Origin of the sequence: Mesorhizobium sp. M0854, from assembly GCF_040319815.1 — a bacterium.
Lineage (GTDB): Bacteria > Pseudomonadota > Alphaproteobacteria > Rhizobiales > Rhizobiaceae > Mesorhizobium.
In genome coordinates, this window is sequence record NZ_JAMYOL010000009.1 from 32452 (window position 1) to 58732 (window position 26281).

Consider the following 26281-nt stretch of genomic DNA (forward strand, 5'->3'; position numbering starts at 1 on the left):
TCAGTCGGTCGATGTGTAGAAAATCAGCGATGCGCGGCGAGCGGTACGACGTTATTCGGCTGCTTGGCGCTGGATGCGAGGAAGCGCTTGATGTTGCGCGCCGCTTGCCGGATCCGGTGCTCGTTTTCGACCAGCGCGATGCGCACGTGATCGTCGCCATGCTCGCCGAAGCCGACGCCCGGCGCCACCGCGACGTCGGCGTGCTCGATCAGGAGCTTGGAGAATTCAAGCGAGCCAAGGTGCTTGAACGGCTCCGGGATCGGCGCCCAGGCGAACATCGATGCCGCCGGTGCGGGAATGGTCCAGCCGGCGCGGCTGAAAGCGTCGACCATGACATCGCGGCGTTTGCGGTAGACGTCGCGCACTTCGGCGATGTCGGCGCCGTCGCCGTTGAGTGCATGCGCCGCCGCCACCTGGATTGGCGTGAAGGCGCCGTAGTCGAGATAGGATTTCACTCGCGTCAGCGCCGAGATCAGCCGTTCATTGCCGACCGCAAAACCCATGCGCCAGCCCGGCATCGAAAAGGTCTTCGACATCGAGGTGAACTCGACGGCGACGTCTATGGCGCCCGGCACCTGTAGCACCGAAGGCGGCGGATTGCCGTCGAAATAGATCTCCGAATAGGCAAGATCCGACAGGATGATGATGTCGTTCTTCCTGGCGAAGGCCACCACCTCCTTGTAGAAATCGAGCGAAGCGACCAGTGCCGTCGGGTTGGACGGATAATTGAGGATCAGTGCCAGCGGCTTCGGGATCGAATGGCGGATGCCGCGCTCCAGGGCCGGGATAAAGCCGTCGTCCGGCTCGACCTGCAGCGAGCGGATGACGCCGCCTGACATAATGAAGCCGAAGGCGTGGATCGGATAGGTCGGATTGGGGCACAGGATCACATCGCCGGGGGCGGTGATCGCCTGCGCCATATTGGCGAAGCCCTCCTTCGAGCCGAGCGTCGCCACCACCTGGCTGTCCGGGTCGAGCTTCACGCCGAAGCGGCGGGCATAGTAGTTGGCCTGGGCACGACGCAGGCCCGGAATGCCGCGCGACGACGAATAGCGGTGCGTGCGCGGATCGCGTACCACCTCGCAGAGTTTGTCGACGATGGCCTTGGGCGTCGGCAGGTCCGGATTGCCCATGCCAAGGTCGATGATGTCGGCGCCGCGCGAACGCGCGCTGGCCTTCAGCCGGTTGACCTGTTCGAAGACATAGGGCGGAAGCCGGCGGACCTTGTGAAATTCTTCCATGGCAGTTCCAGACAGTGAGGTTGCGGTCGCGCGTATAAGCCTATTTGCAACTAGGGTCGAGAGCGGGGTCGCATTTGCCTTCGATCTGCTTCAGCGCCTCGGCGCCGTGTTTTTTTGCCAGCTGGTCCAGCGTTGCCTGGTCCGCAACCTTGACGCCGCCGCCCTTGGCGGCCTGGCTCTGCTCCTCGGCCTTCAGTTGGGCGAGCTTGGCGTTCTTTTCCTCGTCGGTGAATTGCTCGGCCGCCACCTGCGGCCGGATGTTCAGGTTCGGATAGGAACCGGTGTCCTTCGCGCCGACAAGGCCGGTGGCGGGCGCCGCACCTTCCATGTTGCTGCTCGTGCAACCGGCCATCGCCAACAGGACGAGCGCCATGCGGCAAAAACGACCAGTGCCGGAAAAAACGTCCTTGCCAATATTAATCGTCATATTGTTTTCCTGGCGGCCGGGTTAGAGCACATTGGACCCTGTTCGATATCCCATGGTAATATGTCAACAAAACGCTTCGGGAGGAACCCCGCGAACCATGTCCAAAACACCCGATTCGGGCAAAGCGGAAGATGACCAACCTTCGACCGTCGAGCAATATCTGGTGAAGGACCCGGAACGCTTCGCTCTGAACATGGCTCGCATGATCGAGCAGGCCGGCAAGGCCGCCTCGGCATGGGCCGAGCCGCGGGAAAAGGGCGAGGTGCGCGATCACGTCGCCGAGCCGGTCGTCGACATGGTGAAGACGTTCTCCAAGCTCACCGAGTACTGGCTCTCCGACCCGCAGCGCGCGCTGGAGGCGCAAACGCGGCTGTTTTCCGGCTACATGACCGTCTGGGCCAACGCCGTCCAGCGCATCGGCGCCGGCGCCGAGGACGCCGAGGACACGGTCAAGCCCGAGCGCGGTGATAAGCGTTTCCAGGACCCGGAATGGGGCCGCAACGCCTTCTTCGATTTCCTCAAACAGGCGTATCTGGTCACCTCGCGCTGGGCGGCCGAACTGGTCGAGCACGCCGATGGCCTGGACGAGCACACCCGCCACAAGGCCGGCTTTTATGTCAAGCAGGTGTCCAATGCCATCTCGCCGTCGAATTTCATCCTGACCAATCCGGAATTGTTTCGCGAGACTGTCGCCTCCAACGGCGAAAACCTGGTGCGCGGCATGAAGATGCTGGCCGAGGACATTGCCGCCGGCAAGGGCGACCTGAAGCTGCGGCAGGCCGATTATTCGCTTTTCCAGATCGGTAAGAATCTCGCCACCACTCCCGGCAAGGTGGTCGGCCGCAGCGACGTCGCCGAAATCCTGCAATACGAACCGACTACCGACACCGTGCTCAAGCGGCCGCTGCTGATCTGCCCGCCATGGATCAACAAATACTACATCCTCGACCTCAACCCGCAAAAATCCTTCATTCGCTGGGCGGTCGAGCAAGGCCACACCGTCTTCGTCATCTCCTGGATCAACCCGGACGAGCGGCACGGCGCCAAGAGCTGGGAGGCCTATATCAGGGAGGGCCTGCAATACGGCCTCGACACGATCGAGAAGGCCACCGGCGAAAGGCAAGTCAACGCCATCGGCTATTGCGTCGGCGGCACGCTGTTGGCGGCAGCGCTGGCCTTGATGGCGCAGGAAGGCGACCACCGCATCAAATCGGCGACCTTCTTCACCACCCAGGTCGATTTCACCTATGCCGGCGATCTAAAAGTGTTCGTCGACGAGGAGCAGGTCGCGGCCGTCGAAAAGGCGATGAACGAGAAAGGCTATCTCGACGGCACCAAGATGGCGACCGCCTTCAACATGCTGCGCTCGGGCGACCTGATCTGGCCCTATGTCGTCAACAACTACATGCGCGGCAAGGATCCCCTGCCTTTCGACCTGCTGTACTGGAATGCCGATTCGACCCGCATGGGCGCTGCCAACCATTCGTTCTATTTGCGCAATTGCTATCTCGAGAACAGGCTTTCGCAAGGCATGATGGAACTGGCGGGCCGCACGGTTTCGCTGAAGGACGTTACCATTCCGGTCTACAACCTCGCCTCTAAGGAGGACCATATCGCGCCGGCGCTTTCGGTCTTCCTCGGCTCGAAATATTTCGGCGGCGAGGTCGATTACGTCATGGCCGGCTCCGGCCACATCGCCGGGGTCGTCAATCCGCCGGCGGCGCAGAAATATCACTACTGGACCGGCGGCAAGCCGGCCGGCGACTTCGACCAGTGGCTCGCCGGGGCCACCGACCATCCCGGTTCCTGGTGGCCGCACTGGCAACGCTGGATCGAAGCCAAGGACAATACCCGCGTACCGGCCCGCAAACCGGGCGAGCATATGCAAGTTCTAGGCGAAGCCCCCGGCACCTATGTCAAGGTGCGCGTGTAACCATCTGTAATGTGTGGTGAGTTGACGCGCCGCCAAAAGCGGGCGAAATGGTGCCGTCAACCCTGAGCAGCCTTGATTCATCCTCTAGCCGCCAAATTACTTTGAGGCTTGCAGATTTGACACAGGTCTTGTTTCCGGTTCGGGGAACAAGGGTCATTTCGACGAGACGTTTCGACGCCGCGCCAATGACGAACCGGTCGGATATCGAGGGGGAATTTTGTTTTGAGATCAGCAGGATCGCGCCTCGCGAAGGGAGAAAGCCGCGCCATTGTGGCGGCGCTTTTCTCGGTGCTCCTGGCGTCCTGCACCTCGGCCGGCGACCCGACCATGTCGGTCGGCATGCCAGGCTACAATACCTCGGCTACCGAAATCAGCACGGCCGCCGGTGCGCCCCAGGCCAGCACGGCCGCATCATCGTCGCAGATGACAAGCACACAAATGACGATGAATGCCGACGGCGACGCCAACCTTCCCGAGCAGGTCGCCTATGTGCCGGTGGCCAAGCCAGGGGCCAAGCTCGACGCCGGCTTCCCGATCGCCGTTCCCACGGCAGCCGAGACGATCGCGGGACACACGCCGCAACCGCTGCAACCAAACGCCCAGACGGCTGAACAGGCCGTGGCGCAGAACAGTGCTGATGCATCGAAGCCCGACGCCAAGGCCGCCGAGCCGGCGATGAACAACCCGGTCTATGTGACCGCCGGCGAGATGCCGCAGCCACAGGCCTACGCACCGAAGAAAAACTTCCTGGCCTCACTGTTCAGCGCCACGCCTGCTTCGGCGGCACCTTCTTCGCCGGCCAACAGCAGATCGGGCGGGCAGCCAACGGTCATGCAGGCCAAGGCGACGCCTGCGGCAAAACCCACCGTCACCCTGGCTTCGGCCGATCCGGCTGAAAAGCCGGTGCAGCTGGTGTCGACGGGCGATACCAGCCACTTCACGGCCGATGCGCTGCCCGGCGTGCGACAGACGGCGCTGTTCGAGATCAAGCGCAAATCCGGCCTCGACGATGAGAGTGACGTCGATCTCAACGAAGACGAAGGTTCGGGTGGCGCCTACCAGGTCGCCTCCGCCGCCGGCCTTGCCCGGCTGGCGCCCAACGGCCTCCTGAAACAGAACGAAAGCGTCGATGTCGCCTGCTTGAAGCCGTCGCTGGTTCGCGTGCTGAAGACGATCGAAGGCCACTACGGCCGCAAGATGACGGTCACCTCCGGCTATCGCGATCCGGCCCGCAACCGCCGCGCCAACGGCGCCAAGAATTCGCTGCACATGTACTGCGCTGCCGCCGACATCCAGGTCCCCGGCGTCTCGAAGTGGGAACTGGCGAGCTACATCCGCACCATGCCGGGCCGCGGCGGCGTCGGCACCTACTGCCACACCGAATCCGTCCATGTCGATGTCGGCCCCGAGCGCGACTGGAACTGGCGCTGCCGCAGGCGCGGCTAGGGCGAGGTTCTTCGGGCACTGCGAAGTTCCGTCGGCGACGTTGCATCATGCCGCAAAACCAGCTTGGCTGTCGGAAAGACGCGGTTTGGAGCCAAAGGAAAAAAGTTGTCGCAGCCGGCGGCGGACGGGTTGCCGGTTTGTCGCGACGCAACTATAAGCGCTCACATCTGAGCGCGCCCATCGTCTAGCGGTCAGGACACCGCCCTTTCACGGCGGTAACAGGGGTTCGATTCCCCTTGGGCGTACCAGCATTTCAACTTGGCATATGTCTATCGCCAGCGTGATGCTGCGCCAGCTCTGCTGGGCCCGCCACTCTGATAGGGATGTCGGCAAGAAGAGACGAAGACGACTGAGGACTACGTCGAAGGCTCCCTACGCCCGCAGTCCCCTCGCCTCGCCGCCGCGCTTGCGCGGAACCATCATGTCCCTGGCAAGCAGGCCGCTCACCCGGCAAAAGGCCATGAAGGCCCGCCATGCGTCTTCGGTCTCGACGATGTCCACGGTGGCGCCAAAACAGGCATTGAACGCGGCCTGGTAGGTTGGTCCCTTCCGGCGAACCGGCCACGTTTGCAGGAAATCGAGCGCCTGCTCGACACTGTAGATTTCCTCGACCGGCTGGCCGGGCACAGGCGCGATCCGCACCGGCACCTCGAATTGCAGTCTGTCCATTCGATCTCTCCCGAACTGATACCCCCGCAGCAACGCCGTTCGTCGCAAAAAATTGCCGTGGCGGCTTAATGCTTGGGCCGCTTCTCACCTAGAAATGTGTCGTCACTACGGTGGTCAATGAACCTAGCGAAGCATGGGCCGTTAGAGGCAAAGAGAATGCCCCCAGGCGTGAATATCGCCGGTCTTCGGCGGTCGCCGGCAGTTCGTCCTTGAACCTTGCGCTTTCCAGTGCCAAATCTGGGAAGGTTTCTCTCGCGGAGGCTCATCCAGCCCCGCATCCCTGCAAGACGGATAAAATGGTCACCTATCTCGACGCCGCCACGGCACCGCTCAGAAACACCGGCCAGATCCGTCTTTACGACGAGGAAGGTTTTGTCGGCATGCGCAAGGCTTGCGATCTCACCGCGCGCTGCCTCGACGAACTGGTACCGATTGTGGCGCCCGGCGTCACCACCGAAGCGATTGATCGCTTCGTCTTCGAGTTCGGGATGGACCATGGCGCGCTTCCGGCGACGCTCAACTACCGTGGCTATACGAAATCATCCTGCACCTCGATCAACCACGTCGTCTGTCACGGCATACCCGACAACAAGCCGTTGAAGGATGGCGACATCGTCAATATCGACGTCACCTATATCCTCGACGGCTGGCATGGCGACTCCTCGCGCATGTATCCGGTGGGCACGATCAAGCGTGCCGCGGAGCGGCTGCTCGAAGTCACGTATGAGTGCCTGATGCGCGGCATCGCGGCAATCAAGCCGGGCGCCCGAACCGGCGCCATCGGCGCCGCCATCCAGACCTATGCCGAAGCCGAGCGTTGCTCGGTGGTGCGCGATTTCTGCGGCCACGGGGTTGGCCGGCTGTTTCATGACGCGCCGAATATCCTGCATTACGGCAGCGCCAGCGAAGGCGTCGAGATGCGGCCGGGCATGATCTTCACCGTCGAGCCGATGATCAATCTCGGCCGGCCGCATGTGAAAGTGCTGTCGGACGGCTGGACCGCGGTGACGCGCGACCGTTCGCTGTCGGCGCAGTACGAGCACACGATCGGCGTCACCGAGACCGGCTGCGAGATCTTCACGCTGTCGCCAAAAAACCTCGACCGCCCCGGCCTGCGGGCCTAGTGTCTGGCAGATCGGGCGTTACCTTGCCCGGCAAATGCTGGGTGGGGCAGCCATGAACGGCAACGACGACGAGCGGGCCTTCTTTCCCGAAAGGCCAGTGCGATCGCCCGCGAAGGCGGTGGCCGCCGACAAGCCGCATTATCTCGGCCATCGCGACCGCCTGCGCGAGCGCTTCGCCGCCGGTGCCAACACCCTCCCCGACTACGAACTGCTCGAGCTTCTTTTGTTCCGGCTGATCCCGCGCGCCGACACCAAGCCGGTCGCCAAGGCATTGCTGGCACGCTTCGGTACATTGGCCGAGGTCCTCGGTGCGTCCGTCGAGCGCCTGCAGGAGGTGAAGGGCATCGGCCCGGCGGTGGCGCTCGACCTCAAGGTGGTTGCGGCAACGGCGCAGCGCATGGCGCGCGGCGAGATCGCCGGCCGCGAGCTGTTGTCGACGTGGACGCAGGTTCTCGAATACTGCCGGTCGGTGATGGCCTTCGAGGAGCGCGAGCAGTTCCGCATCCTGTTCCTCGACAAGAAAAACGCGCTGATCGCAGACGAAGTCCAGCAGGTCGGCACCGTCGACCACACACCGGTCTATCCGCGCGAGGTGGTCAGGCGCGCCTTGGAGCTCTCCGCCACGGCGATCATTCTGGCGCATAACCATCCGTCGGGAGACCCGACGCCGTCGCGCGCCGACATCGAGATGACCAAGCTGATCATCGAGACGGCCAAACCGCTTGGCATTGCCGTTCACGACCACATCATCATCGGCAGGAAAGGCCACTCCAGCATGAAGGGCCTGCTGCTGATCTGAGGTTTGGCGTTGTCTTCAGCTTTGTCCGCTGTGCGCCTATGTACCGCAACGTGAAGGCGGTCGGCTCGATAAATTCTGGCGCCGAGGCTCAGCTGGCCGTGCGCAGGCGTCGCGATCGGACAAAGGTCTTAAGTCCCTCGGAATCGAACGCGTGGCCGAAGGCATAACCCTGCAATATGTCGCAGCCCAGGCCCTTGAGTAGCCGTGCATGCTGCATCGTCTCGACGCCTTCCGCCACGACCTCGATACCCAGCGACTTGCCGATTTCAATGATCGACGAGACAACCTGCCTTCTCTGCGGCGATTTGACGATTGGGGTGACCAGCTGCCGATCTATCTTCAGCCGGCGCGGCTGCAACTTCAGCAAACTGACCATCGAAGCGTAACCGGTACCAAAATCGTCTATTTCGATGTCAATCCCCAGTTCTTTTATCTGCTCGATGTTCCACGTGACAAGGTCGTCGTTCTCGTCCAGGAAAATCGACTCAACAAGCTCAAACGAAACTGTTCCCTTCTTGATATTTTGCTCTCGCAGGCTCTTGATGAGCTCCTCATCCTGAAGGCGCCTGGCCGAGACATTGACCGACACCCGCGGAATGTGAAGTTTTGCAGCGGACCACGCTTCGAAATCCGAAAGCGATTGCTTCAATATGGCTTGGTCGATGATCGAGACAACGTTCAGTTCTTCTGCAATCCTCAGGAAGACGTCGGGCGCCAAAATACCCTTTATTGGATGTTTCCACCTCGCCAGCGCCTCAACCCCAACGATTTCGAGCGTCTTTGCGTCAAATTGGGGCTGGTAGAACGGGATGAACTCGTTGCGCTCGAGGCCGCCGAGAATTTCGTCGGCAATCCGCTTGGTATCGACGATTTCGCTTTGCATCGCGTCTGTGAAGAATTCGTATCGATTGCGCCCCCGCCCCTTTGCTCGGTAAAGCGCGATATCGGCGTTCACCAGCAGGTGTTTGGCTTCGACATCTTTTCCGTTGTCGACAGCGATTCCCACGCTGACACCAAAACGGCATCGATGACCCTGATAGTAGACCGGTTCGCGCATCTGGCTGATGACGCGGTCGGCGAGCAGCGCCAGCTGCTTGGTATCGTCGCGCACCACGCACAGAACGATGAATTCGTCTCCCCCGATACGGGCGACGAATCCCTCGTCGCCGACCTTCGACCTGAGCACGGTTGACGCGTGAACCAACATCGCGTCACCGGCGGCGTGGCCCAGCGTATCGTTGATGTGCTTGAACCGATCCAGATCTATGTGAAGCAGTGCCGCGTGCCCGCCTGAGCGCCTGGCGTTTGCCGCGTAATGTTCCAGTACCTGGTCGAGGTAACGCCGGTTGGGCAAGCCGGTCAGCGAATCATGAAGCGCGATGTGCTCTATGCGCGCTTTGGCTGACTCGAGTTCTGCATTTTTCGACTCGGACAGCTGTTTTGCACGAACCAGATCCTTGTTCAGCAGGACGTCGGAAGTCACGTCCCATTCCGCGCCGATCATTTTTGGGGTGTCGTTTGCGACCCGGTAAACGATCGCCTTGGACCGGACATGACGGATCTCGCCATCCTGACGCACAATCCGGTACTCCGACAAATATGGTCGTCCGCTGGCCACCGCCCTGTCGAAGTCCGCGTTGGCGCCAGCCAAATCATCTGGGTGTATTGCTCCCGCCCAGTCTGGATAGCCCCGGTGCTCGCCGGTTGGTTTGCCATATATTTCGTTGACGCGATCATCCCACGTAAGCTCGTTGGTCGCTAGATCGTGTTCCCAAACCCCAATAGCCGACGCTTCCAGGGCGAGTTCCAAGCGTCGTGACAATCGACGCAATTCCGCATAATTGCGCTGTCTTTCGCCAATCAGGCGGCCTGTGACCAGGAAAGGGAACACAACCAAGGCTCCGGCCGTCGCCATGATAGCGCGCAACAACCATGCGTTGCTTGGCGTCGAAGGCCAGCCATTTTTGGGAATGGCCGCGATTTGCCACGAACCGGACGGGAGCACAACGTCGGCTGTCACCGGATCGCTTTTGCTGATCCGCTCATTACCGTAGAATTGGTCTCCATTTTGGCCGAGAGCGTCCCTGCCGATCAGCGCTATGTCAATCCCGAGATCGTCGTCAAGCAGCCCGCTCGCCCGATAAAGACGCTGCACGTCGACAACGGCGGAAATGATGCCCCAGAATCTTTCCGTATTGCCCGCGCTCCGCACGAAAACCGGAAAGCGGCCGATGAAGCCTTGTCCTCCCTGCTTCAGCTCGACGGGACCGGCAAGCACCAGCTTGCGTTCGTCTCGCGCCCTTAGCGCAGCCGCACGCTGTCGCTCGTTCTTGCGGTAATCCAGGCCCATCGCCTGCTCGTTACCCTCCATCGGGTACATCAGGGAAACGACCAGATCGGGCGCGCCGGCAATATTGTTCAATTGCGAGTCGGCGCCAAACAGATTGCTCGCGAGCGAGGCGAAGCGTTGCTGACCCATATAGGGCTCGGTCACGACCGCGGCGACCAATCCACGCACGAGTTGAAGGTTTCCGTTGATATTGCCTTCGAGCTTGGCGCGGATGAGGTTGACCTTGGTCAGCACGTCCGCACGGACGGCCTGGTCCGAGACGATTTTGTTCTGGTGCTCCGCGAACGCAGCGCTGATAAGTATGACGACAAGCGCGATCGCCGCCGGAATATTTGCCGACGAAAAGACGACCTCCTTGATGCCGCCGAACCTAGCGCGGAAAAAAGCCAATAGGCGATTCCTCAAGTGCCATTTCAGGTTTTCGGGTCGACCCGATGAGGAACATTAGCTTTCAATGTTTAATTTGACCTTCACGCTCCTTAGAGCTTTTGCACTTCCGACCGTTGCTGATGTTGCAGGCCCGAGCGGTTGGAGCCAGCTGCCGACTTCCACTGCCATGGTCCCACTGATTGAGATGCGCTGGCGCCGGCGATCCAGCGTCTGTCGACCATTCGCGAGGAGATCTGCTCATCTCAAGGCGCTCGTCTGTGGAAGCGGACCGAGAGAGAGGCCGGCTAGACCTGGCTTGCTCGGAAGATCGAGGAGCGCGAGCGCGATTGCACAAGTCGACGCTCCGACCCGAGTACTCTGGAGCGTTGACCTGGACTAGTGCCCCTCAATCGCCTTGGGAGACACAAGGTATGGTATCTTGCCGACGCTGCGCTTCGTCGCGCCAATGGAATAAGCCATCGGTATCTTGGGAGAGTTCTCCGGCAAGCCGTACATATCCTTGCCGGCCCGCACGGCAAATGAAAAGTGCTGCCACGAAACCGTGTCATGCTCATTGAGAAAATCGAGCGTCAGACCAGCTGAAATCAGCGCATTCACCACGTCACTGATCGGGTGGATCCATTCATAATAGCGAGGATGCTTCAAGATGCGATCATCGCCGGTGTAGGTCAGTTCCTCGTTCCAGGCGAGCGGCCGAGCTATCGGCGTTCGCCAGTCGTGCTTCAATTCCAGGGCCGCGGCCTTTCGATCGCACTGAAACAGCAATGGATGGCCCTCGGCCATGTAGAGGCGGCCGCCGGGTCGCAGAAGATCGGCAACCACCCGCGCCCAACGGAACACGTCGTCCAGCCAGTTTACCGAACCCCAGGTAACGTAAGCGATATCAAAGGTCCGGCCGAGCGCTTCCACCGCCTCGAACAGTGGCGCTTCCACGAAGCGCACTTCGGTGCCTGCCTTCGCAGCAAAATCCCGCGCTGCCACGATCGCCGTCGGTGAAAAGTCGAGCCCGGTCACGCTGCCTGCGCCGAGATTCTTCAGGCTGATCGTGTCAAGACCGATGTGACACTGCAGGTGGACGATATCCTTGCCGGCGATATCGCCGAGCTCGCGTGTTTCCAGCTCATAGAGATTGGATCCGCCGGCCAGCACATTCTCGATGTGGTAGCTGCCCGTCGTGTCGGTCGAGTGCAGTTCGGCCCGATCATCCCAATTAAGGCGGTTCGCGCCCAGAAAGCGTTCCAAATTCCCCCCACCCCTGACCGACGCATGGTAAACAAGTCGTTAAAGCACCTTTGCAGCGAAAGTAGCGCGCGTCAATCCGGACCGGGCGGCAGTGCGCCGCCGCTCGCGAAAGCATCAGCCCCGGGAAGGCTTGCTGCTGATCACAGGCTTCTGGCGCGATCGCCGCGCCCGGCGACAAGACCCCGCAGGCGCTCCCGGACTCCGCCGTCGTGGTCTGTATGTGGATCAGTCGGTTCCTCAGCCCGGCACAGCCACCATCGCGATATTTCTGGAGAGCTCGTTTGTGGGGGCAACTGCGTCTGCCGTGCCGCTCGTGAGTGCTCGGTAGAGTGCCAGATAATCGCTGCACATGCGCTCGACCGTGAACCGCTTCTCGAACGTCTGCCGCACTCGTGCGCGATCGAGGCTGTCTATGCGCCGGAGCGCGCCTACGGCTTCCTCCACCGTATCCACGATCCATCCGGACACACCGTCATCGATGATCTCCGGGACGGCGCCACGCCGGAACGCAACCACCGGCGTACCGCAGGCCATTGCTTCGATCGTTACCAGACCGAAGGGTTCCGGCCAGTCGATCGGAAACAAAAGCGCTTTCGCATTGCCCAGAAAATCCGCCTTTTGCCGCTCATCGATCTCGCCAATGAACTCCACGTTCGAATGCCGCAGCACTTGCGGCTCGACCCTTTCCTTCCAGAACGACTGGTCCACCTTGTCGATTTTGGCGGCGATCTTCAGGGGAAACCCGGCCCGCGCTGCTATTTGTATGGCCGCTTCCGGCCCCTTTTCAGGCGAGATCCGACCGAGAAACGCAAGATAGCCGGAGGTGTTCGGGTGAAATGGCAGAAGATCGCGGGGTAGGCCATGATGCACGGTTCCAACCCAATTGACGGGCGGCATGGGCCGGCGCTGGTCGAAGGAAATCGAGACCAGGGGAACGTCGTCGAACATCGCATAAAGCTGCGCCAGATCGGGCAGGTCGAGCCTGCCGTGAAGCGTGGTAACCGTTCGTCTGGCAAAATCCCGAATTATGGGGAAGTGCAGAACATCGACGTGGAAATGCAAAACGTCGAATTCACCGGCTCGCCGGCGCACCCGTTCAAGCATCATAACATGGTGCGGACCACCGTCCTGGACCCTGGGGTTCAGGCGCAGCGCGACGTCGCAACACCGCACCAGCTCGGCTGAGGTACGAGAATCGGCGCTGGCGAACAGCGTCACCTCGTGGCCCTGTCGGACAAGTTCTTCGGTCAGATACGAAACAATTCGCTCCGTTCCACCGTAGGTTCGGGGCGGCACGGATTCGGTTAGCGGTGCGATCTGGGCTATTTTCATTTAGAAATCTTTTCGGCGGCGATCGCCGTCTTTCAAACAAGCTTCGGCGGCAACCAAGACAAGCGAGAGCTTCCAGTTGCGAAGTATTCTATGCAGAGCGTATTTATAGTTGTGCCGTCCGTGCTCCTCCCGTGCAATCAGGTTGCCCTTATTCAACTCCTCTGCATCCAAGAACTGCGATCCATGAGAAATGTTTCACCGGCTCGATAAAAAGACAGAATGAGCTACGCGCCGCCGCCCCGCCGCCCCCTGACAGGCAGCTTTGGATCGCTCGATCACCACCAAGTGATCCAGGCGTGCCGGTGCCGAATGGAACATAAAGCCCGGAATTCAGTTAGATAGCCGGATTTGGCTGGAGTACCGCCAGATGCGGAATTCCAGCCGGGCAGGGCACTACCGTGACACGGAGTGAGCGGCTTCGGGCGCATCTCGCCGAACTCAGGCACCACCTTGCCGAACTCGGGAGCCATAAACGCTCCCTATGGAGGATGCCATGAACCAGTGGACAAACGCCAGGCTCTGTGACGTAGCCAACCTGATCCTTGGGGCAATTCTGTTCTTCTCCCCCTGGATCTTCACCTTTGCGGCAGGCCCGCAGACGCAGAACGCCCTCGGCAGCGGAATCTTGATTGTCGTGCTTTCGGTTGCCGCCCTCGCAGCATTTGCCGTGTGGGAAGAGTGGGTGAACCTGGTCGTCGGACTGTGGGTTCTCGCATCGCCCTGGGTGCTTGGATTCCAGGCGACCACGGCGATGACCGTGCATGTCGTGATCGGCATTCTGGTCGCCGTGCTGGCGGCGATCGAGCTCTGGATGATGTATCAGAACCCGCCGACCCAGTCCGCCGCCTAACAGGCGCAGCCAGCCAGCGCCCTTTTTTGGGCCTGACGGATCTATCGGTCGTCTGCCGGTCTCTCGGCAACAGCCGCCGGAGGCCGGGTAGGCGGCGTTTGTTTGGACGAGAATAGGAAGGATGGCGCATTATGGTCGGTGACAATCCGCGTTCGACGGCCAGGATTGCGGGACATCCTATTCATCCGATGCTCGTGCCATTTCCGATCGCCTGCTTCGTCGGCACCCTGCTGACGGATCTAGCCTATTGGCGAACAGCGGAGATGATGTGGGCTGACTTCTCCGCTTGGCTGGTTACCGTCGGCGTGATCATGGGCTGCCTAGCAACGATCGCGGGGCTGATCGATTTCCTGGCCAATCCGCTGATAAGGGCACAGCCCCCCGCCTGGCCGCACGTGCTCGGCAATCTTCTGGCGCTGGCGTTATCCATCATCAACATGCTCGTGCACACCCGCGATGCATGGACCTCCATCGTTCCTACAGGCTTGATCCTCTCGGCGGTTGTCGTGCTCGTCCTCATCTTCACTGGTTGGCTGGGCTGGTCCATGGTGTACCGGCATCACGTCGGAGTGGCGGATTGATGCGCATAGCAAGCTCCATCGGTCAGACCAGGCGCATCGCGGTGTCCGTCCTCGTTTGCACTGCGGCGATCACTCTTGCAGCGTGCAGCGGCAACGACCCGGACCCCAGCAGTCAGATAGGGCCGAATCCAAAACTGCCGGACCCGATCCAATATTTCTTCCCGCCCATGCATCTCGCTTCCGTGGTCGGATGGAATAGCGACGAGAAGCCGACAGTCGCGCAGGGGCTGCAGATCCAGGCTTTTGCCCACGGCTTGCAGCATCCGCGGTCGCTTTATGTGCTGCCCAATGGCGACGTGCTGGTGGTCGAGTCCAAGGCGCCGGGTGGCGAACCGATCAAACGGCCCAAGGATTTGGTGATGGGCTGGATCGAATCCTGGGTCACCTCGGGCGGCGACAGCGGCCCAAGCAACCGCATTACGCTGTTGCGCGACGCCGATGGCGATGGCAAGCCGGAGCTGACCAGCGTATTCCTCGACCACCTGAACTCCCCCTTTGGCGTGGCGCTGGTGGGAAGCGATCTCTACGTCGCCAATACCGACTCCATCGTCCGCTATCCCTACAACACCGGTGACACAAAGATCACCGCGCCCGGGACGCCGCTAACCGCCCTGCCCGGCGGCCCGATCGACCACCATTGGACGAAGAGCCTGGTGGCAAGCCCCGACGGCTCGCTGCTCTATGTCGGCATCGGCTCGAACAGCAACGTCGCCGAAAACGGCATCGAGGCGGAGAAGAACCGCGCCGCCATCTGGCAGGTAGACAGGGCCACCGGCCGGTCGCGCATTTTCGCCAGCGGTTTGCGCAATCCAAACGGCCTGAGCTGGGAGCCGCAGACCGGGGCGCTCTGGGCAGTGATCAATGAACGCGACGAGCTCGGCCCCAATCTCGTGCCGGATTATCTGACCTCGGTAAAGGATGGCGGCTTCTACGGATGGCCATACAGCTATTACGGCCAGCATCTCGATCCCCGCGTCATGCCCCAACGTCCGGACCTGGTCGCAAAAGCGATCGTTCCGGATTATGCACTGAGTTCCCACGTCGCCCCTCTGGGGCTGGCCTTCTATGCGGCAACCAGCCTTCCCGAGGCATATCGCGGCGGCGCCTTCGTTGGCGAGCATGGCAGCTGGAACCGCACGCGCTTCAATGGCTACAAGGTAGTTTTCGTACCATTCAGCGGCGGCCGTCCGAGCGGCGTCGCTACCGACGTGGTGACTGACTTCCTGGACAAGGACAACAAGGCGCGCGGCCGGCCTGTCGGCCTGGCTGTCGACAAAACCGGGGCCCTGCTCATCGCCGACGACGTCGGCAACACAGTTTGGCGGGTGACATCTGCCGGCCAATAAAGTGGCTCCACTCCCTTCGTCGAGCTGTCGGTCGAGCAGGTGGAGGGATCCCCGACGATCGCCGTTCCGGTGGTTCTGCTAGGCGCATTCGGCGTGCCCGCCATTGCCGGCTACTCCACGCTGACGATGTTTGCCGCGTGGCCGCATCGGGCGGGTGAGCTGGAAATAGATGAGGGCCTGCCGCTGATCACCGCCGAACCGAAGGACCGCCAGCGCCGCGAAATGGTATTTTTGCCCTTCCCACAGCCGGCTCTAGAATTTTCATCGCAAATCAAGTTATGATGCACTTGGTATTTCCCGGGACGGCTTGCGCCGCTTGGAATACCGGGAGGAACCGGGGCATGGCCGTTGCGCTTGTACTCGTTCTGATAGTCGTGGGCTCGGTGTTGTTCCACTTCCTGAGCCCATGGTGGTGGACGCCGATTGCCTCGAACTGGGACTATATCGACAACACCATCATCATAACTTTCTGGATCACCGGTGTCGTCTTCGCCGCCGTGGTTCTTTTCATGGCCTATTGCGTCTTCCGCTTCCGTCATCGGGAAGGCAATCAGGCGGCATACGAACCTGAGAACAGGCGGCTCGAATCCTGGCTGACGGTCGTCACCGCGGTTGGTGTCACCGCTTTGCTCGTTCCAGGCCTGTTCGTCTGGAGCCGGTTCGTTACCGTTCCAAGCGACGCAACCGAGGTCGAAGTCGTCGGCCAGCAGTGGCAATGGAGTTTCCGCCTCCCCGGCAAGGACGGCAAGCTCGGCACATCCGACACTCGCGACGTCAACGCTGAAAATCCACTCGGCGTCATCGCCACCGATGCCAACGGTCAGGACGATGTCGTAGTGGAAGCGGCCGACCTGCACCTCCCGGTAGGCAAACCGGTCAAGATGCTGCTCCGCTCGATCGATGTGCTGCACGATTTCTACGTGCCGGAATTCCGCGCCAAGATGGACATGATCCCGGGCTCGGTCACCTATTTCTGGTTCACTCCGACCAAGACCGGAACCTTCCAGGTCCTGTGTGCCGAACTCTGCGGCCAGGGACATCCGATGATGCATGGCGTGGTCATGGTCGATACTCAGGAAGACTATCTGGCGTGGCTTGGCCAGCAGCAGACTTTTGCGCAGCTGTCCGCGCCCCAGCAGATGGGCTCGGCAGAGTAGGAAACCGGAACGACGGCCCGCCGTCGGGATTGAAGTTAATGCGGCAAGTCCGAACTGTCGGGCTGGCCGAGAAGGGCACGGAGGTGTTCCTATGGTCGATATCACACCTGCAGATGCGGTACCGCCGGCCGAAGTCGCGGAAATGGAACTCTACCATCCGCACAGCTGGTGGACGAAATACGTTTTCTCGCAGGACGCCAAGGTCATCGCCATCCAGTATTCGGCGACGGCGACAGCGATCGGCATGGTCGCGCTGGTGCTATCCTGGCTGATGCGGCTGCAACTCGGCTTCCCCGGCACATTCGACTTCATCACCCCGGAAGCCTACTACCAGTTCATCACCATGCACGGCATGATCATGGTGATCTACCTGCTCACGGCACTCTTCCTGGGCGGCTTCGGCAACTATCTGATCCCGTTGATGGTTGGTGCTCGCGACATGGTCTTTCCCTATGTCAACATGCTGAGCTACTGGATCTATCTGCTCGCCGTGCTGGTCCTGGTGTCGAGCTTCTTTGCGCCCGGCGGACCGACGGGTGCCGGCTGGACGCTCTATCCGCCGCAGGCGATCATGACCGGTACGCCAGGCGGCCAGGACTGGGGCATCATCCTGATGCTTGTCTCGCTGATCCTGTTCATCGTCGGCTTTACCATGGGCGGCTTGAACTATGTCGTGACGGTGCTGCAGGGGCGCACGCGCGGCATGACGCTGATGCGCCTTCCGCTTACTGTCTGGGGTATTTTCACCGCCACCGTCATGGCGCTGCTCGCCTTCCCGGCGCTGTTCGTTGCTTGCGTGATGATGCTGCTCGACCGGGCGCTCGGCACCAGCTTCTTCATGCCGGCGATTGTCGAGATGGGCGAACAGTTGCAGCACGGCGGCGGCAGCCCGATCCTGTTCCAGCATCTGTTCTGGTTCTTCGGCCATCCGGAAGTCTACATCGTGGCGCTTCCGGCCTTCGGCATCGTATCCGACCTGATCAGCACCCATGCGCGCAAGAACATCTTCGGCTACCGCATGATGGTCTGGGCCATCGTCGGCATCGGCGCGCTGAGCTTCGTGGTCTGGGCGCACCACATGTATGTCAGTGGCATGCATCCCTATTTCGGCTTTTTCTTCGCCACAACGACATTGATCATCGCTGTCCCAACAGCCATCAAGGTCTACAATTGGGTGCTGACGTTGTGGCGCGGCGACATCCACCTCACCATACCGATGCTTTTTGCCTTGGCCTTCATCGTCACCTTCGTCAATGGCGGGTTGACTGGGCTATTTCTTGGCAATGTCGTCGTCGACGTTCCGCTGTCGGACACGATGTTCGTCGTCGCCCATTTCCATATGGTCATGGGGGTTGCCCCGATCATCGTAATCTTCGGCGCGATCTATCACTGGTATCCGAAGGTCACCGGCCGGATGCTGAACGAGACACTGGGCCGGTTCCATTTCTGGGTCACCTTCCTCGGCGCCTATCTGATCTTCTTTCCCATGCACTATCTCGGCTTGATGGGCGTGCCGCGGCGGTACAACGAATTGACCGACATGACGATCATGACGGAATCGGCCCACCACCTGAACTCGTTTATCAGCATCATGGCTTTTATAGTCGGTTTTGCTCAGATTGTGTTTCTGTTCAATCTCATCTGGAGCATCCGCCATGGCCGTGAGGCTGGCGGCAATCCGTGGCGGGCAACGACGCTCGAGTGGCAGACGCCCGAAACACCGCCCGCCCACGGCAATTTCGGCAAGGATCTGCCGATCGTCTATCGCTGGGCCTATGACTACAGCGTACCGGGAGCCAAGGAGGACTTCATACCGCAAAACGTTCCGGGCTCCTTCGCGCCCTCCAGGGAGCCGGCATGAGCGTAATCCTGGTCTTCCTGCTCGTGATCGCCGGTATTGCCGGGTGGTGGCTTTCCCATCAGCGGCTAATGACGAAGCCGTGGCTCGAGCAAGGTATGACCGGGGATTTTGTCGCTCTGGACCGATCGGCGCTGCCGACCGCAAAGATCGGTCTCGGCGTCTTCCTTGCCGTCGTCGGCTGCCTGTTCGCGCTGTTCACCAGTGCTTACTTCATGCGCATGGCGCTGTCGGATTGGCGGCCGCTGCCCATCCCGCCCCTGCTCTGGCTTAACACCGGCGTACTGGTCTTGAGCAGCATCGCGATACAGTGCGCTTCGCTCGCGGCGCGCAAGGGTCAAGTGGACATGGTCAGGCTCGGCCTCGCCACCGCTGGACTCACGGCACTCGTCTTCCTGATTGGACAGCTTGTGGCATGGCGGGAACTGAGTGCGGATGGCTATTTTCTGGCATCCAATCCGGCCAACAGCTTCTTCTACCTGCTAACGGGAATGCATGGCCTGCATATACTGGGAGGACTGGTCGGGCTGGGCAGAACGAGCGTCGGCGCCTGGAACGGAGCGCAGCCGCAGCGGCTTCGCCTCAGTGTCGAGCTGTGCGCCATGTACTGGCATTTCCTGCTTTTCGTCTGGCTCGCCATCTTTGCGCTTCTGGCCGGCTGGGCTTCGACTTTAATCGACATTTGCCGAGGGTTGCTGACCTAGGAGGAACGGGCGGATGGCAGAGACGACACTGGCCCACATCGGCCGAACAGAGCCGCGGCCCGCAGGCTGGCAAGGCATCGCCGCCGACTGGTCCTCGGATCAGCGGGCGTTCAAAAACGTGTCCTGGGGCAAGGCCATGATGTGGATCTTCCTGCTCAGCGACACGTTCATCTTCGGCTGCTTCCTGCTCTCCTACATGACCGCGCGTATCTCAACACGTGTGCCGTGGCCCAATCCGAGCGAGGTCTTCGCCCTGCGCATCGGTGGCTCCGACATTCCACTGATCCTTATCGCCATCATGACCTTCGTGCTGATCTCGAGCAGCGGAACGATGGCCATGGCGGTCAATTTCGGCTACCGCCGCGACCGCCGCAAAACGGCAGTGCTGATGCTCTTGACCGCAGCACTCGGCGCGACCTTTGTCGGCATGCAGGCCTTCGAATGGACCAAGCTGATCACCGAGGGCGTGCGGCCTTGGGGCAATCCCTGGGGCGCTGCCCAGTTCGGCGCATCCTTTTTCATGATCACCGGCTTCCACGGCACGCACGTGACGATCGGGGTGATCTTCCTGATCATCGTGGCGCGAAAGGTCTGGCGCGGGGATTACGATGTCGGACGGCCCGGCTTCTTCACCAGCCGAAGGGGCCGCTACGAGAACGTCGAAATCATGGGGCTTTACTGGCATTTCGTCGACCTGGTCTGGGTGTTCATTTTCGCATTTTTCTATCTTTGGTGAGAGGCAGGACATGGCTGAAGCAACCGCAAACGGCCTGGGACAACACGCACTGGACAGCGCCCGTACCCATGATGCGACGACGACCGGCGTTACCCCGGCGGAGGTTCATCAGGAGCACCCGATCAAGCTCTATCTGGTGGTCTGGGCGTGGTTGTTCATCCTCAGCACCTGCTCCTATCTGGTCGACTATTTCGGTCTCCACGGCTATCTCAGATGGTCGCTGATCCTGATCTTCATGATCCTCAAGGCAGGACTGATCGTCGCCATCTTCATGCACATGGCCTGGGAACGGCTGGCACTGGCATATGCAATTATCCTGCCGCCGGTGCTGGTTCTGGTGTTCGTGACGATGATGGTCTTCGAAGCGGACTACACGCTTCTCACCCGAATGGCGTTTTTCGGGGCTGGGCCCTGACATGCAATCCGGATCCGGGCCGTCCGGTCCTGGAGCCTTCGCCTTGAAACAATCCACGACTGGTCCATTTCTGTTGGTATCGGAAACGACAGGCGATGCCGGCGTTTCCACATGCGTCGCGAACACCAGCAAGGGGCGCCCAAGATGACCATCGCAACCAGACTGAAAGACTTCATCGATAGGAAGGGAATTTCCTACGACACCGTCGAGCATCACCGCACGGCGACAAGCAGACAATCCGCCATTGCGGCACATGTGCCTGGCAGCATAATGGCCAAATCGGTGGTCGTTCACCACGACCGTGGCTACGCGCTCGCCGTGGTTCCAAGCACGCACAGGATAGAACTCGCGACATTGCAGGATGTCATGGAGAAGCCTCTTGGACTTGCCTCCGAAGACGAGGTGGTCTCGTTGTTCGGCGATTGCGATGTCGGCGCTGTGCCACCGATCGGCGCTGCCTATGATGTGCCAGTGGTCCTCGATGAAAGCCTCGGCGACGCTCCCGAAATCTATTTCGAGGGCGGTGATCATAGGACGCTGGTGCATGTGAGCGGCAGAGATTTTCGCGACCTGACAAAGGACGCGCGCCAGGCCCGTTTCAGCCACCCGGCCTATTGAAAGCTCTGCCCCACCTGCCCGCACCGGCACTTTCACCGGTGCGCGCAGGGCTGGTTTTTTCAGCTCACGGTCTGGAGGCCGGCGGCGATTCCACAACTTTCCGATAGACATGCCAGGTCGCATGACCAAGGATCGGCAGCACGACTGCCAACCCGGCGAACACTGGCAGCGAGCCGACGATCAGGGCGACGGCGACGATAAGGCCCCACACGGCCATCACGATCGGGTTGGCCAGGACAACGCGCACCGAGGTGTGGATGGCTTCGTAGGCGCCGACATCGCGGTCGAGCAACAACGGGAATGCGACGACCGTGGTGCACAACACAACCGCGGCGAACACGAAGCCGATGGCGTGACCCAGGATGATGAGCGTCCAGCCGCGTCCCGTGGCAAATATTTCACTGATGAAACTGGACAGCGATTGCGGCGGCGCCGGGCCGAACAGGGTCTGGTAGAATATCTGGGCCGTCAAAAGCCAGGCGATGAAGATCGCAAGCAGCATGACGCCGACCGCTGCAATAGCCGGCAGTGCTGGAGAACTCCTGACCTCAAAGGCGTGCCTCCACGAGGCGTCGAGCCCGGCTTCCCGTCGCCGGCTGATCTCATAGAGGCCGATCGCCGCGAACGGACCAATCAGTGCAAAGCCGGACACAAGCGGAAACAGCAATGGCAGCGTGTTGTTACCTGATGTCCAGACAGCAAGCACGACACCCGCAATCGGATAGATCAGGCAGAGAAAAACGATGTGCGACGGCTTGACCATGAAATCATCGACGCCACGCCTGAGCGCATCAAAAAGATCGGAGACACCGATTTTTCGAATTCTGGTGTGTTCCAGCGTCTCGCTGGCGCCTGCTATTACGTGAAAGCTTGCCATGACCATTCCTCCAGACCAGGTCCGGTAAGGTCGCGTTTTACGGTGCTGCCGTTCCGCATGATTGGCCCACGCAAACCGCGACCTGCACCATGATCAATATACTCTCATGCGGGGGACTTGTCGCGCTTTGTAGGAAGGCCCGGGAGTAAGAGGTCCCGGGTAGCCTGACTAGCTACGGACGCCGTTCTCCGATATGCTCTTCTAGTCGAAGGTGAAGGTCATGAACGGAAGGACAGTTCTCATACTCGGCCTTGGCGTCGTTATTCTGCTGTTGCTGGGATTTTGTGCTCTGCCAATGTGATGTTTTGAGCCGGGGTCAATAGTCGGCTGAAGCGATCACTCGCATTACAATGGTGTCGGCAAGCAACGCTGCAAATATTGCGAAAAGATAGACAATCGAATACGCAAACAGCGCCTTTGCCGGCTTCATCTCCTTGTCGGCGACGAGAACCTTCCAGGCCTGCCAAATGAAACCTGCACCCAACGCGGCTGAAGCAGTGCCGTAATATCCGCTCGCGAAGCCGAAACCCCAAGGGAGCACGCCGATTGGCGCCAAGAGCAGTGAATAGGCGAAGATTTGTTTTCTGGTCGAGTGCTGGCCGGCCACATTCGGCATCATCGGGACCCCAGCCGCGGCATAGTCACCGACCTTGAAAAGGGCCAGCGCCCAGAAATGAGGCGGCGTCCAGAGGAAAATGATCAGAAACAGGATGAGACTTTCAATGCCGATTGCGCCGGTTGCAGCAACCCACCCGATCACCGGAGGAAGGGCGCCTGCCGCGCCGCCTATGACGATATTCTGTGGCGTCGAGCGCTTCAGCCACATCGTGTAGATAACGACATAGAAAAAGATGGTGAACGCCAACAACGATGCAGCGAGCCACCCCACCAGCACGCCGAGCGTCATGACCGACAGTGCGGAAAGCACCAGACCGAAGCTGAGAGCTTCGCCAGGCGTGACGCGACCGGACGGAATTGGTCGCTTGGACGTGCGAGACATCAAGGCGTCTATGTCTGCGTCGTACCACATATTGAGCGCGCCGGCGGCTCCCGCTCCAACCGCGATTGCGCCGATGGCAATTAAGGCGATAACTGGATTCATCACGCCGGGCGCCATCATCAGGCCGACGAAGGCCGTAAACACGGCAAGTGCCATGACGCGTGGTTTCAAAAGCGCAAAGAAATCACCCGCCGTCGCCTCCGAGAGGCGGATGCCGGTATCCTTGAGACGGCTTTCTTCAGTCGACATTCAGACGACCACCGATGGGAATGGCAGCCTAGCCGGCCAATGTCTTTTTTGCAACGAGTCGCCCTCCCCACCGACACTGCCGGCAGATTGCGGCCGAGGCTATGCCTCGACCTGTTTGCTATACCAAGATCCGGCGGAAGAGCCGGGCTATTTGGAGAATTGCTTTAGATAAGCAATGACATTGGCGACGTCCTCGTCCTTCTTGAGGCCGGGGAATGCCATCTTGGTTCCTTTGACCATCGCCTTGGGATCGTGAAGGTAGGTCGTCAGCGTGGCCTCATCCCATTTGACGCCGGACTTGCCGGCCTCGGTCATGGCCTTGGAATAGCTGAACCCTGGATGCGTGCCGGCCGTTCGGCCGATGACGCCGTTCAAGGACGGGCCGACCTTGTTCTGATCCTTGTCCGCGATATGGCAGACCTTGCATTTGGCGAAGACCTTCTCACCCGCCGCGGCATCCTGTGCCCGCGAGGGGCCGGCAATGACGGTGGCGACGGACATGATGACAAAAAACACAAAGGCACGCATGGCATTTCCTCCCTGATCGCCAATTTGCCCTGGCTGACCTGCACAGGCCGACATTTAGTCCGCTGGCATGCGCTCTTGAATGGCAGAACGGATATCCACTGCCTGGGGTTGCGGCACCTACATACCACGGAACCCGGCCGGCAGATAGAGTTCGGCCGTGCCAAGGTTTAATGCGGACAATCTGCTCAAGGCAATTTGGTGTTGCAGCTGGCGGCGATCCGGCCGATCGCCTCTTCAACTCCGGTGAGGTCAAACTCGGCTTTGCCGCGCCCCGACAGCAGCCCGAACCGCCAGGACAGCAGCAGCCGGTCCGCGGCAATCAGTCGCCTGATGCCGTCGGCACCGTCGCGGACCAGCATCCTGCTGCGCGGGCCGACCGACCAGCTTTCGTTGAGCTTGCCGGATTGGCCGACAGTCACCGACATGGCGATGGTTCGGCTGGCGGAAACGGTGTCGCTCAGCTGCAGCCATTCGCTCCAACGCGGTTCGCCGGCGGTCCGGCACGCGATCGTCAAAACCGGGCTGTAGCTCAATGCGCCGCCGCCGGTGATGAGCTTGTTGGTCGCATAAAGCGAGGCGGTGACAAGGCCATCGCTGCTCTTGTCGAACCGCCAGTTGTCGAGAACCGTATCAGCCTGGGCAATGCCACAGACCGACGCAAGCAGGAACGCCGCCGCCACGCTTCCGATACCGAAGAACTGTCTCAACGATGCCTCCAACAACCGCTGCGGTCAGCAACCCAGCGCAGATAATCATCAAAGCTTCATATCGCTACCTCGAGCGCCAGATGCGTGAAATCCGTTGCGTCTGTGCCACAACGAAAAAGGCCGCCTCGAGAAGGCGGCCTTTCGGAATTCAGCAGGGACGTTATTCAGCGTCCTTGGCGGCCTTCTTCTTCGGCGCGGCCTTTTTCTTCGGCTCTTCAGCGTCGTCGTCGGCCTTCTTGGTGTCCGCTTTTTTCGCAGCCGCCTTCTTCGCCGGCTTGGCCTTGGTTGTATCCGTATCCTCCTCGTCGGCCAGCAGCTCTTCCTTGCTGACCTTGACGTCGGTGACCGAAATCTGGCCGAGCAGATGGTCGACCACCTTCTCTTCGAACATCGGCGCGCGCAACGTGTTCAGCGCTTCGGGATTGTTGCGATAGAATTCGAAGGCTTCCTGCTGCTGGTTGGCCGGATAGCGACGCACCTGCTCGAACAGGCCGCGCTGCAATTCCTCGTCCGTCACCGTGACGCCGGCCTTCTCGCCGATTTCGGCGAGAACCAGACCGAGACGCACACGGCGCTCGGCAAGCCGCATGTATTCTGCACGCGCTTCTTCTTCAGTCGTCTCTTCGTCGGCAAAGGTGCGCCCGGCAGCTTCGAGATCGCGATTGACCTGGTTCCAGATGTTGTTGAACTCGGCCTCGACTAGCTTGGACGGCGCCTCGAACGAGTAGGCAGCGTCGAGCTGGTCGAGCAACTGCCGCTTGACCTTCTGGCGCGTTATCGAGCCGAACTGGTTCTCGATCTGACCGCGCACCACCTCGCGCAGGCGCTCCAGCGATTCAAGGCCGAGATTTTTGGCCATCTCGTCGTTGATCTCAAGCGCGCCGGGCTTCGACACTTCCTTGACCGTCACGTCAAAAGTGGCTTCCTTGCCGGCCAGATGCGCCGCCTGGTAGTTTTCCGGGAAGGTAACCGTGACCTGCTTCTCGTCGCCGGCCTTGCTGCCGACCAGCTGGTCCTCGAAGCCGGGGATGAATTCCTTCGAGCCGAGCACCAGCGGCTGATCGGTGCCGGCGCCGCCGCCGAAGGCTTCGCCGTCGATCTTGCCGACATAATCGATGGTCACACGGTCGCCCTCGGCGGCCTTGCCGGTCTTCGGCTCGTAAGTGCGGGCGGATTCAGCGACACGCTTGACCTGCTCGTCGATCTCTTCATCCGGCACGTCGAACACCTGGCGCGTCACCTTGATGTCGGAGAAATCCTTGATCTCGATCGGCGGAATGACCTCATAGTTCAGGCGGAACTCGAAATCGGCACCGCCTGCCAGGATCTTCTCGGCTTCCTTCTCGTCCTCGGTCATGATCACTTCGGGCTGCATGGCGGCCTTTTCGCCGCGCCCGGTGATGATCGAACGGGTTGAATCATTGAGGATCTCGTTGACCACTTCGGCCATGAACGACTTGCCGTAGACTTTGCGCAGATGCTGCACCGGCACCTTGCCGGGGCGGAAGCCGTTGATGCGGACCTTGTTCCTGGCATCGGAGAGCCGCGCCATCAGCTTGGCTTCCATGTCACCGGCCGGCACGGTGATCTTGATCTCGCGCTTGAGACCGGAGTTGAGCGTTTCGGTGACCTGCATCATAAAACCTTTGTTTCCACCAATGAGGCCGTCAAACGGCCCCTGCCGTTTACAGCCTGCCGGTAT

At 60.6% G+C, this 26281-nt stretch carries 25 protein-coding genes and 1 tRNA gene; 15 read left to right on the plus strand and 11 right to left on the minus strand.

Annotation, left to right across the window (positions count from 1 at the left end; translation table 11 throughout):
- Positions 1-23: 23 nt before the first annotated feature.
- Both NKH99_RS16070 and NKH99_RS16075 read right to left on the minus strand, forming a co-directional pair.
- Positions 24-1241, minus strand: coding sequence for an LL-diaminopimelate aminotransferase (locus tag NKH99_RS16070; protein WP_023678886.1), 1218 nt, complete (start codon positions 1239-1241; stop codon positions 24-26).
- Positions 1242-1281: 40 nt separating this feature from the next.
- Entirely contained in the window at positions 1282-1614 is a 333-nt protein-coding gene (locus NKH99_RS16075) for a hypothetical protein (protein ID WP_353014692.1), read from the minus strand.
- 151 nt (positions 1615-1765) lie between these two features.
- Between NKH99_RS16075 and phaC the strand changes: the two genes are divergently transcribed.
- From phaC to NKH99_RS16090, 3 genes are all read left to right on the plus strand, one after another.
- Complete coding sequence (phaC, locus tag NKH99_RS16080; protein WP_353014694.1) at positions 1766-3601, plus strand: class I poly(R)-hydroxyalkanoic acid synthase; 1836 nt, start codon at positions 1766-1768, stop codon at positions 3599-3601.
- Positions 3602-3871: 270 nt separating this feature from the next.
- Positions 3872-5047 (plus strand): YcbK family protein, encoded by a 1176-nt coding sequence (locus tag NKH99_RS16085; protein ID WP_353014695.1) that lies wholly within the window; start codon positions 3872-3874, stop codon positions 5045-5047.
- Positions 5048-5220: 173 nt separating this feature from the next.
- Positions 5221-5295 (plus strand) — tRNA-Glu (locus NKH99_RS16090).
- A gap of 124 nt (positions 5296-5419) precedes the next feature.
- Here NKH99_RS16090 and NKH99_RS16095 read toward each other — a convergent pair.
- Complete coding sequence (locus NKH99_RS16095; protein WP_023678889.1) at positions 5420-5716, minus strand: DUF982 domain-containing protein; 297 nt, start codon at positions 5714-5716, stop codon at positions 5420-5422.
- 296 nt (positions 5717-6012) lie between these two features.
- On the opposite strand from NKH99_RS16095, the gene map reads away from it, so the two are divergent.
- Together map and radC are read left to right on the plus strand one after the other, a co-directional pair.
- The gene (gene map / locus NKH99_RS16100; RefSeq protein WP_352451363.1) at positions 6013-6840 is read left to right on the plus strand and encodes a type I methionyl aminopeptidase; all 828 of its coding nucleotides are present in this window, start codon (positions 6013-6015) and stop codon (positions 6838-6840) included.
- A 52-nt stretch (positions 6841-6892) separates the two neighbouring features.
- Positions 6893-7639, plus strand: coding sequence for a RadC family protein (gene radC / locus NKH99_RS16105; RefSeq protein WP_353014697.1), 747 nt, complete (start codon positions 6893-6895; stop codon positions 7637-7639).
- A gap of 88 nt (positions 7640-7727) precedes the next feature.
- On the opposite strand, the gene NKH99_RS16110 is transcribed toward radC, so the two are convergent.
- The 3 genes from NKH99_RS16110 to NKH99_RS16120 form a co-directional block, all read right to left on the minus strand.
- Positions 7728-10307 (minus strand): bifunctional diguanylate cyclase/phosphodiesterase, encoded by a 2580-nt coding sequence (locus NKH99_RS16110; protein WP_352473926.1) that lies wholly within the window; start codon positions 10305-10307, stop codon positions 7728-7730.
- Positions 10308-10754: 447 nt separating this feature from the next.
- Positions 10755-11621 (minus strand): class I SAM-dependent methyltransferase, encoded by an 867-nt coding sequence (locus tag NKH99_RS16115; RefSeq protein WP_352540670.1) that lies wholly within the window; start codon positions 11619-11621, stop codon positions 10755-10757.
- Positions 11622-11858: 237 nt separating this feature from the next.
- Positions 11859-12953: a glycosyltransferase family 4 protein gene (locus NKH99_RS16120; RefSeq protein ID WP_352614039.1), complete on the minus strand. Its 1095-nt coding sequence runs from the start codon at positions 12951-12953 to the stop codon at positions 11859-11861.
- Positions 12954-13446: 493 nt separating this feature from the next.
- On the opposite strand from NKH99_RS16120, the gene NKH99_RS16125 reads away from it, so the two are divergent.
- The 10 genes from NKH99_RS16125 (at position 13447) to NKH99_RS16170 (ending at position 21218) form a co-directional block, all read left to right on the plus strand.
- Positions 13447-13803, plus strand: coding sequence for an SPW repeat protein (locus tag NKH99_RS16125; protein ID WP_352451366.1), 357 nt, complete (start codon positions 13447-13449; stop codon positions 13801-13803).
- A gap of 131 nt (positions 13804-13934) precedes the next feature.
- Positions 13935-14384, plus strand: a complete 450-nt coding sequence (locus NKH99_RS16130; RefSeq protein WP_353014698.1) for a DUF2231 domain-containing protein — start codon at positions 13935-13937, stop codon at positions 14382-14384.
- The gene (locus tag NKH99_RS16135) at positions 14384-15730 is read left to right on the plus strand and encodes a PQQ-dependent sugar dehydrogenase (protein ID WP_352500855.1); all 1347 of its coding nucleotides are present in this window, start codon (positions 14384-14386) and stop codon (positions 15728-15730) included. The genes NKH99_RS16130 and NKH99_RS16135 overlap by 1 nt, the downstream gene beginning before the upstream one ends.
- A 93-nt stretch (positions 15731-15823) precedes the next feature.
- Positions 15824-16012, plus strand: coding sequence for a hypothetical protein (locus NKH99_RS16140; protein WP_352567649.1), 189 nt, complete (start codon positions 15824-15826; stop codon positions 16010-16012).
- A 59-nt stretch (positions 16013-16071) separates the two neighbouring features.
- A complete protein-coding gene (gene coxB / locus NKH99_RS16145; protein WP_352500857.1) occupies positions 16072-16887 on the plus strand; it encodes a cytochrome c oxidase subunit II in 816 nt (271 codons plus the stop codon).
- Positions 16888-16978: 91 nt separating this feature from the next.
- Positions 16979-18748 carry a cytochrome c oxidase subunit I gene (ctaD, locus tag NKH99_RS16150; protein WP_352470447.1) on the plus strand — a complete coding sequence of 590 codons (1770 nt, stop codon included), beginning with the start codon at positions 16979-16981 and terminating at the stop codon, positions 18746-18748.
- Positions 18745-19449 (plus strand): cytochrome c oxidase subunit 3, encoded by a 705-nt coding sequence (locus NKH99_RS16155; protein WP_352539753.1) that lies wholly within the window; start codon positions 18745-18747, stop codon positions 19447-19449. Before ctaD ends, NKH99_RS16155 begins: the two co-directional genes overlap by 4 nt.
- Positions 19450-19462: 13 nt before the next feature.
- Complete coding sequence (locus tag NKH99_RS16160; protein WP_023678903.1) at positions 19463-20185, plus strand: heme-copper oxidase subunit III family protein; 723 nt, start codon at positions 19463-19465, stop codon at positions 20183-20185.
- Positions 20186-20195: 10 nt separating this feature from the next.
- Positions 20196-20600: a cytochrome C oxidase subunit IV family protein gene (locus NKH99_RS16165; RefSeq protein ID WP_352470444.1), complete on the plus strand. Its 405-nt coding sequence runs from the start codon at positions 20196-20198 to the stop codon at positions 20598-20600.
- Positions 20601-20744: 144 nt separating this feature from the next.
- On the plus strand, positions 20745-21218 hold the full coding sequence (locus NKH99_RS16170) for an aminoacyl-tRNA deacylase (RefSeq protein ID WP_352470443.1): 474 nt from the start codon (positions 20745-20747) through the stop codon (positions 21216-21218).
- 64 nt (positions 21219-21282) lie between these two features.
- Here the strand turns inward: NKH99_RS16170 and NKH99_RS16175 are convergent, their stop codons facing one another.
- The 5 genes from NKH99_RS16175 to tig all read right to left on the minus strand — a co-directional run bounded on the left by NKH99_RS16175 (position 21283) and on the right by tig (position 26215).
- On the minus strand, positions 21283-22095 hold the full coding sequence (locus NKH99_RS16175; protein ID WP_353014700.1) for a DUF2189 domain-containing protein: 813 nt from the start codon (positions 22093-22095) through the stop codon (positions 21283-21285).
- Positions 22096-22411: 316 nt separating this feature from the next.
- Entirely contained in the window at positions 22412-23344 is a 933-nt protein-coding gene (locus tag NKH99_RS16180) for a heme o synthase (protein WP_352470441.1), read from the minus strand.
- Positions 23345-23491: 147 nt separating this feature from the next.
- On the minus strand, positions 23492-23845 hold the full coding sequence (locus NKH99_RS16185) for a c-type cytochrome (RefSeq protein ID WP_502893720.1): 354 nt from the start codon (positions 23843-23845) through the stop codon (positions 23492-23494).
- 212 nt (positions 23846-24057) lie between these two features.
- Positions 24058-24579, minus strand: a complete 522-nt coding sequence (locus NKH99_RS16190; RefSeq protein WP_352470439.1) for a hypothetical protein — start codon at positions 24577-24579, stop codon at positions 24058-24060.
- 160 nt (positions 24580-24739) lie between these two features.
- Complete coding sequence (tig, locus tag NKH99_RS16195; RefSeq protein WP_352470469.1) at positions 24740-26215, minus strand: trigger factor; 1476 nt, start codon at positions 26213-26215, stop codon at positions 24740-24742.
- Between the last annotated feature and the right edge of the window lie 66 nt (positions 26216-26281).

What these genes read in the sequence shown, in the direction of transcription:
- NKH99_RS16070 (WP_023678886.1), bottom strand. Translation starts at nt 1,241, where the DNA reads ATGGAAGAATTTCACAAGGTCCGCCGGCTTCCGCCCTATGTCTTCGAA.
- NKH99_RS16075 (WP_353014692.1), bottom strand. Translation starts at nt 1,614, where the DNA reads ATGGCGCTCGTCCTGTTGGCGATGGCCGGTTGCACGAGCAGCAACATG.
- phaC (WP_353014694.1), top strand. Translation starts at nt 1,766, where the DNA reads ATGTCCAAAACACCCGATTCGGGCAAAGCGGAAGATGACCAACCTTCG.
- NKH99_RS16095 (WP_023678889.1), bottom strand. Translation starts at nt 5,716, where the DNA reads ATGGACAGACTGCAATTCGAGGTGCCGGTGCGGATCGCGCCTGTGCCC.
- map (WP_352451363.1), top strand. Translation starts at nt 6,013, where the DNA reads ATGGTCACCTATCTCGACGCCGCCACGGCACCGCTCAGAAACACCGGC.
- radC (WP_353014697.1), top strand. Translation starts at nt 6,893, where the DNA reads ATGAACGGCAACGACGACGAGCGGGCCTTCTTTCCCGAAAGGCCAGTG.
- NKH99_RS16120 (WP_352614039.1), bottom strand. Translation starts at nt 12,953, where the DNA reads ATGAAAATAGCCCAGATCGCACCGCTAACCGAATCCGTGCCGCCCCGA.
- NKH99_RS16125 (WP_352451366.1), top strand. Translation starts at nt 13,447, where the DNA reads ATGAACCAGTGGACAAACGCCAGGCTCTGTGACGTAGCCAACCTGATC.
- NKH99_RS16130 (WP_353014698.1), top strand. Translation starts at nt 13,935, where the DNA reads ATGGTCGGTGACAATCCGCGTTCGACGGCCAGGATTGCGGGACATCCT.
- NKH99_RS16135 (WP_352500855.1), top strand. Translation starts at nt 14,384, where the DNA reads ATGCGCATAGCAAGCTCCATCGGTCAGACCAGGCGCATCGCGGTGTCC.
- coxB (WP_352500857.1), top strand. Translation starts at nt 16,072, where the DNA reads ATGGCCGTTGCGCTTGTACTCGTTCTGATAGTCGTGGGCTCGGTGTTG.
- ctaD (WP_352470447.1), top strand. Translation starts at nt 16,979, where the DNA reads ATGGTCGATATCACACCTGCAGATGCGGTACCGCCGGCCGAAGTCGCG.
- NKH99_RS16155 (WP_352539753.1), top strand. Translation starts at nt 18,745, where the DNA reads ATGAGCGTAATCCTGGTCTTCCTGCTCGTGATCGCCGGTATTGCCGGG.
- NKH99_RS16160 (WP_023678903.1), top strand. Translation starts at nt 19,463, where the DNA reads ATGGCAGAGACGACACTGGCCCACATCGGCCGAACAGAGCCGCGGCCC.
- NKH99_RS16165 (WP_352470444.1), top strand. Translation starts at nt 20,196, where the DNA reads ATGGCTGAAGCAACCGCAAACGGCCTGGGACAACACGCACTGGACAGC.
- NKH99_RS16170 (WP_352470443.1), top strand. Translation starts at nt 20,745, where the DNA reads ATGACCATCGCAACCAGACTGAAAGACTTCATCGATAGGAAGGGAATT.
- NKH99_RS16175 (WP_353014700.1), bottom strand. Translation starts at nt 22,095, where the DNA reads ATGGCAAGCTTTCACGTAATAGCAGGCGCCAGCGAGACGCTGGAACAC.
- NKH99_RS16180 (WP_352470441.1), bottom strand. Translation starts at nt 23,344, where the DNA reads ATGTCGACTGAAGAAAGCCGTCTCAAGGATACCGGCATCCGCCTCTCG.
- NKH99_RS16185 (WP_502893720.1), bottom strand. Translation starts at nt 23,845, where the DNA reads ATGTCCGTCGCCACCGTCATTGCCGGCCCCTCGCGGGCACAGGATGCC.
- tig (WP_352470469.1), bottom strand. Translation starts at nt 26,215, where the DNA reads ATGCAGGTCACCGAAACGCTCAACTCCGGTCTCAAGCGCGAGATCAAG.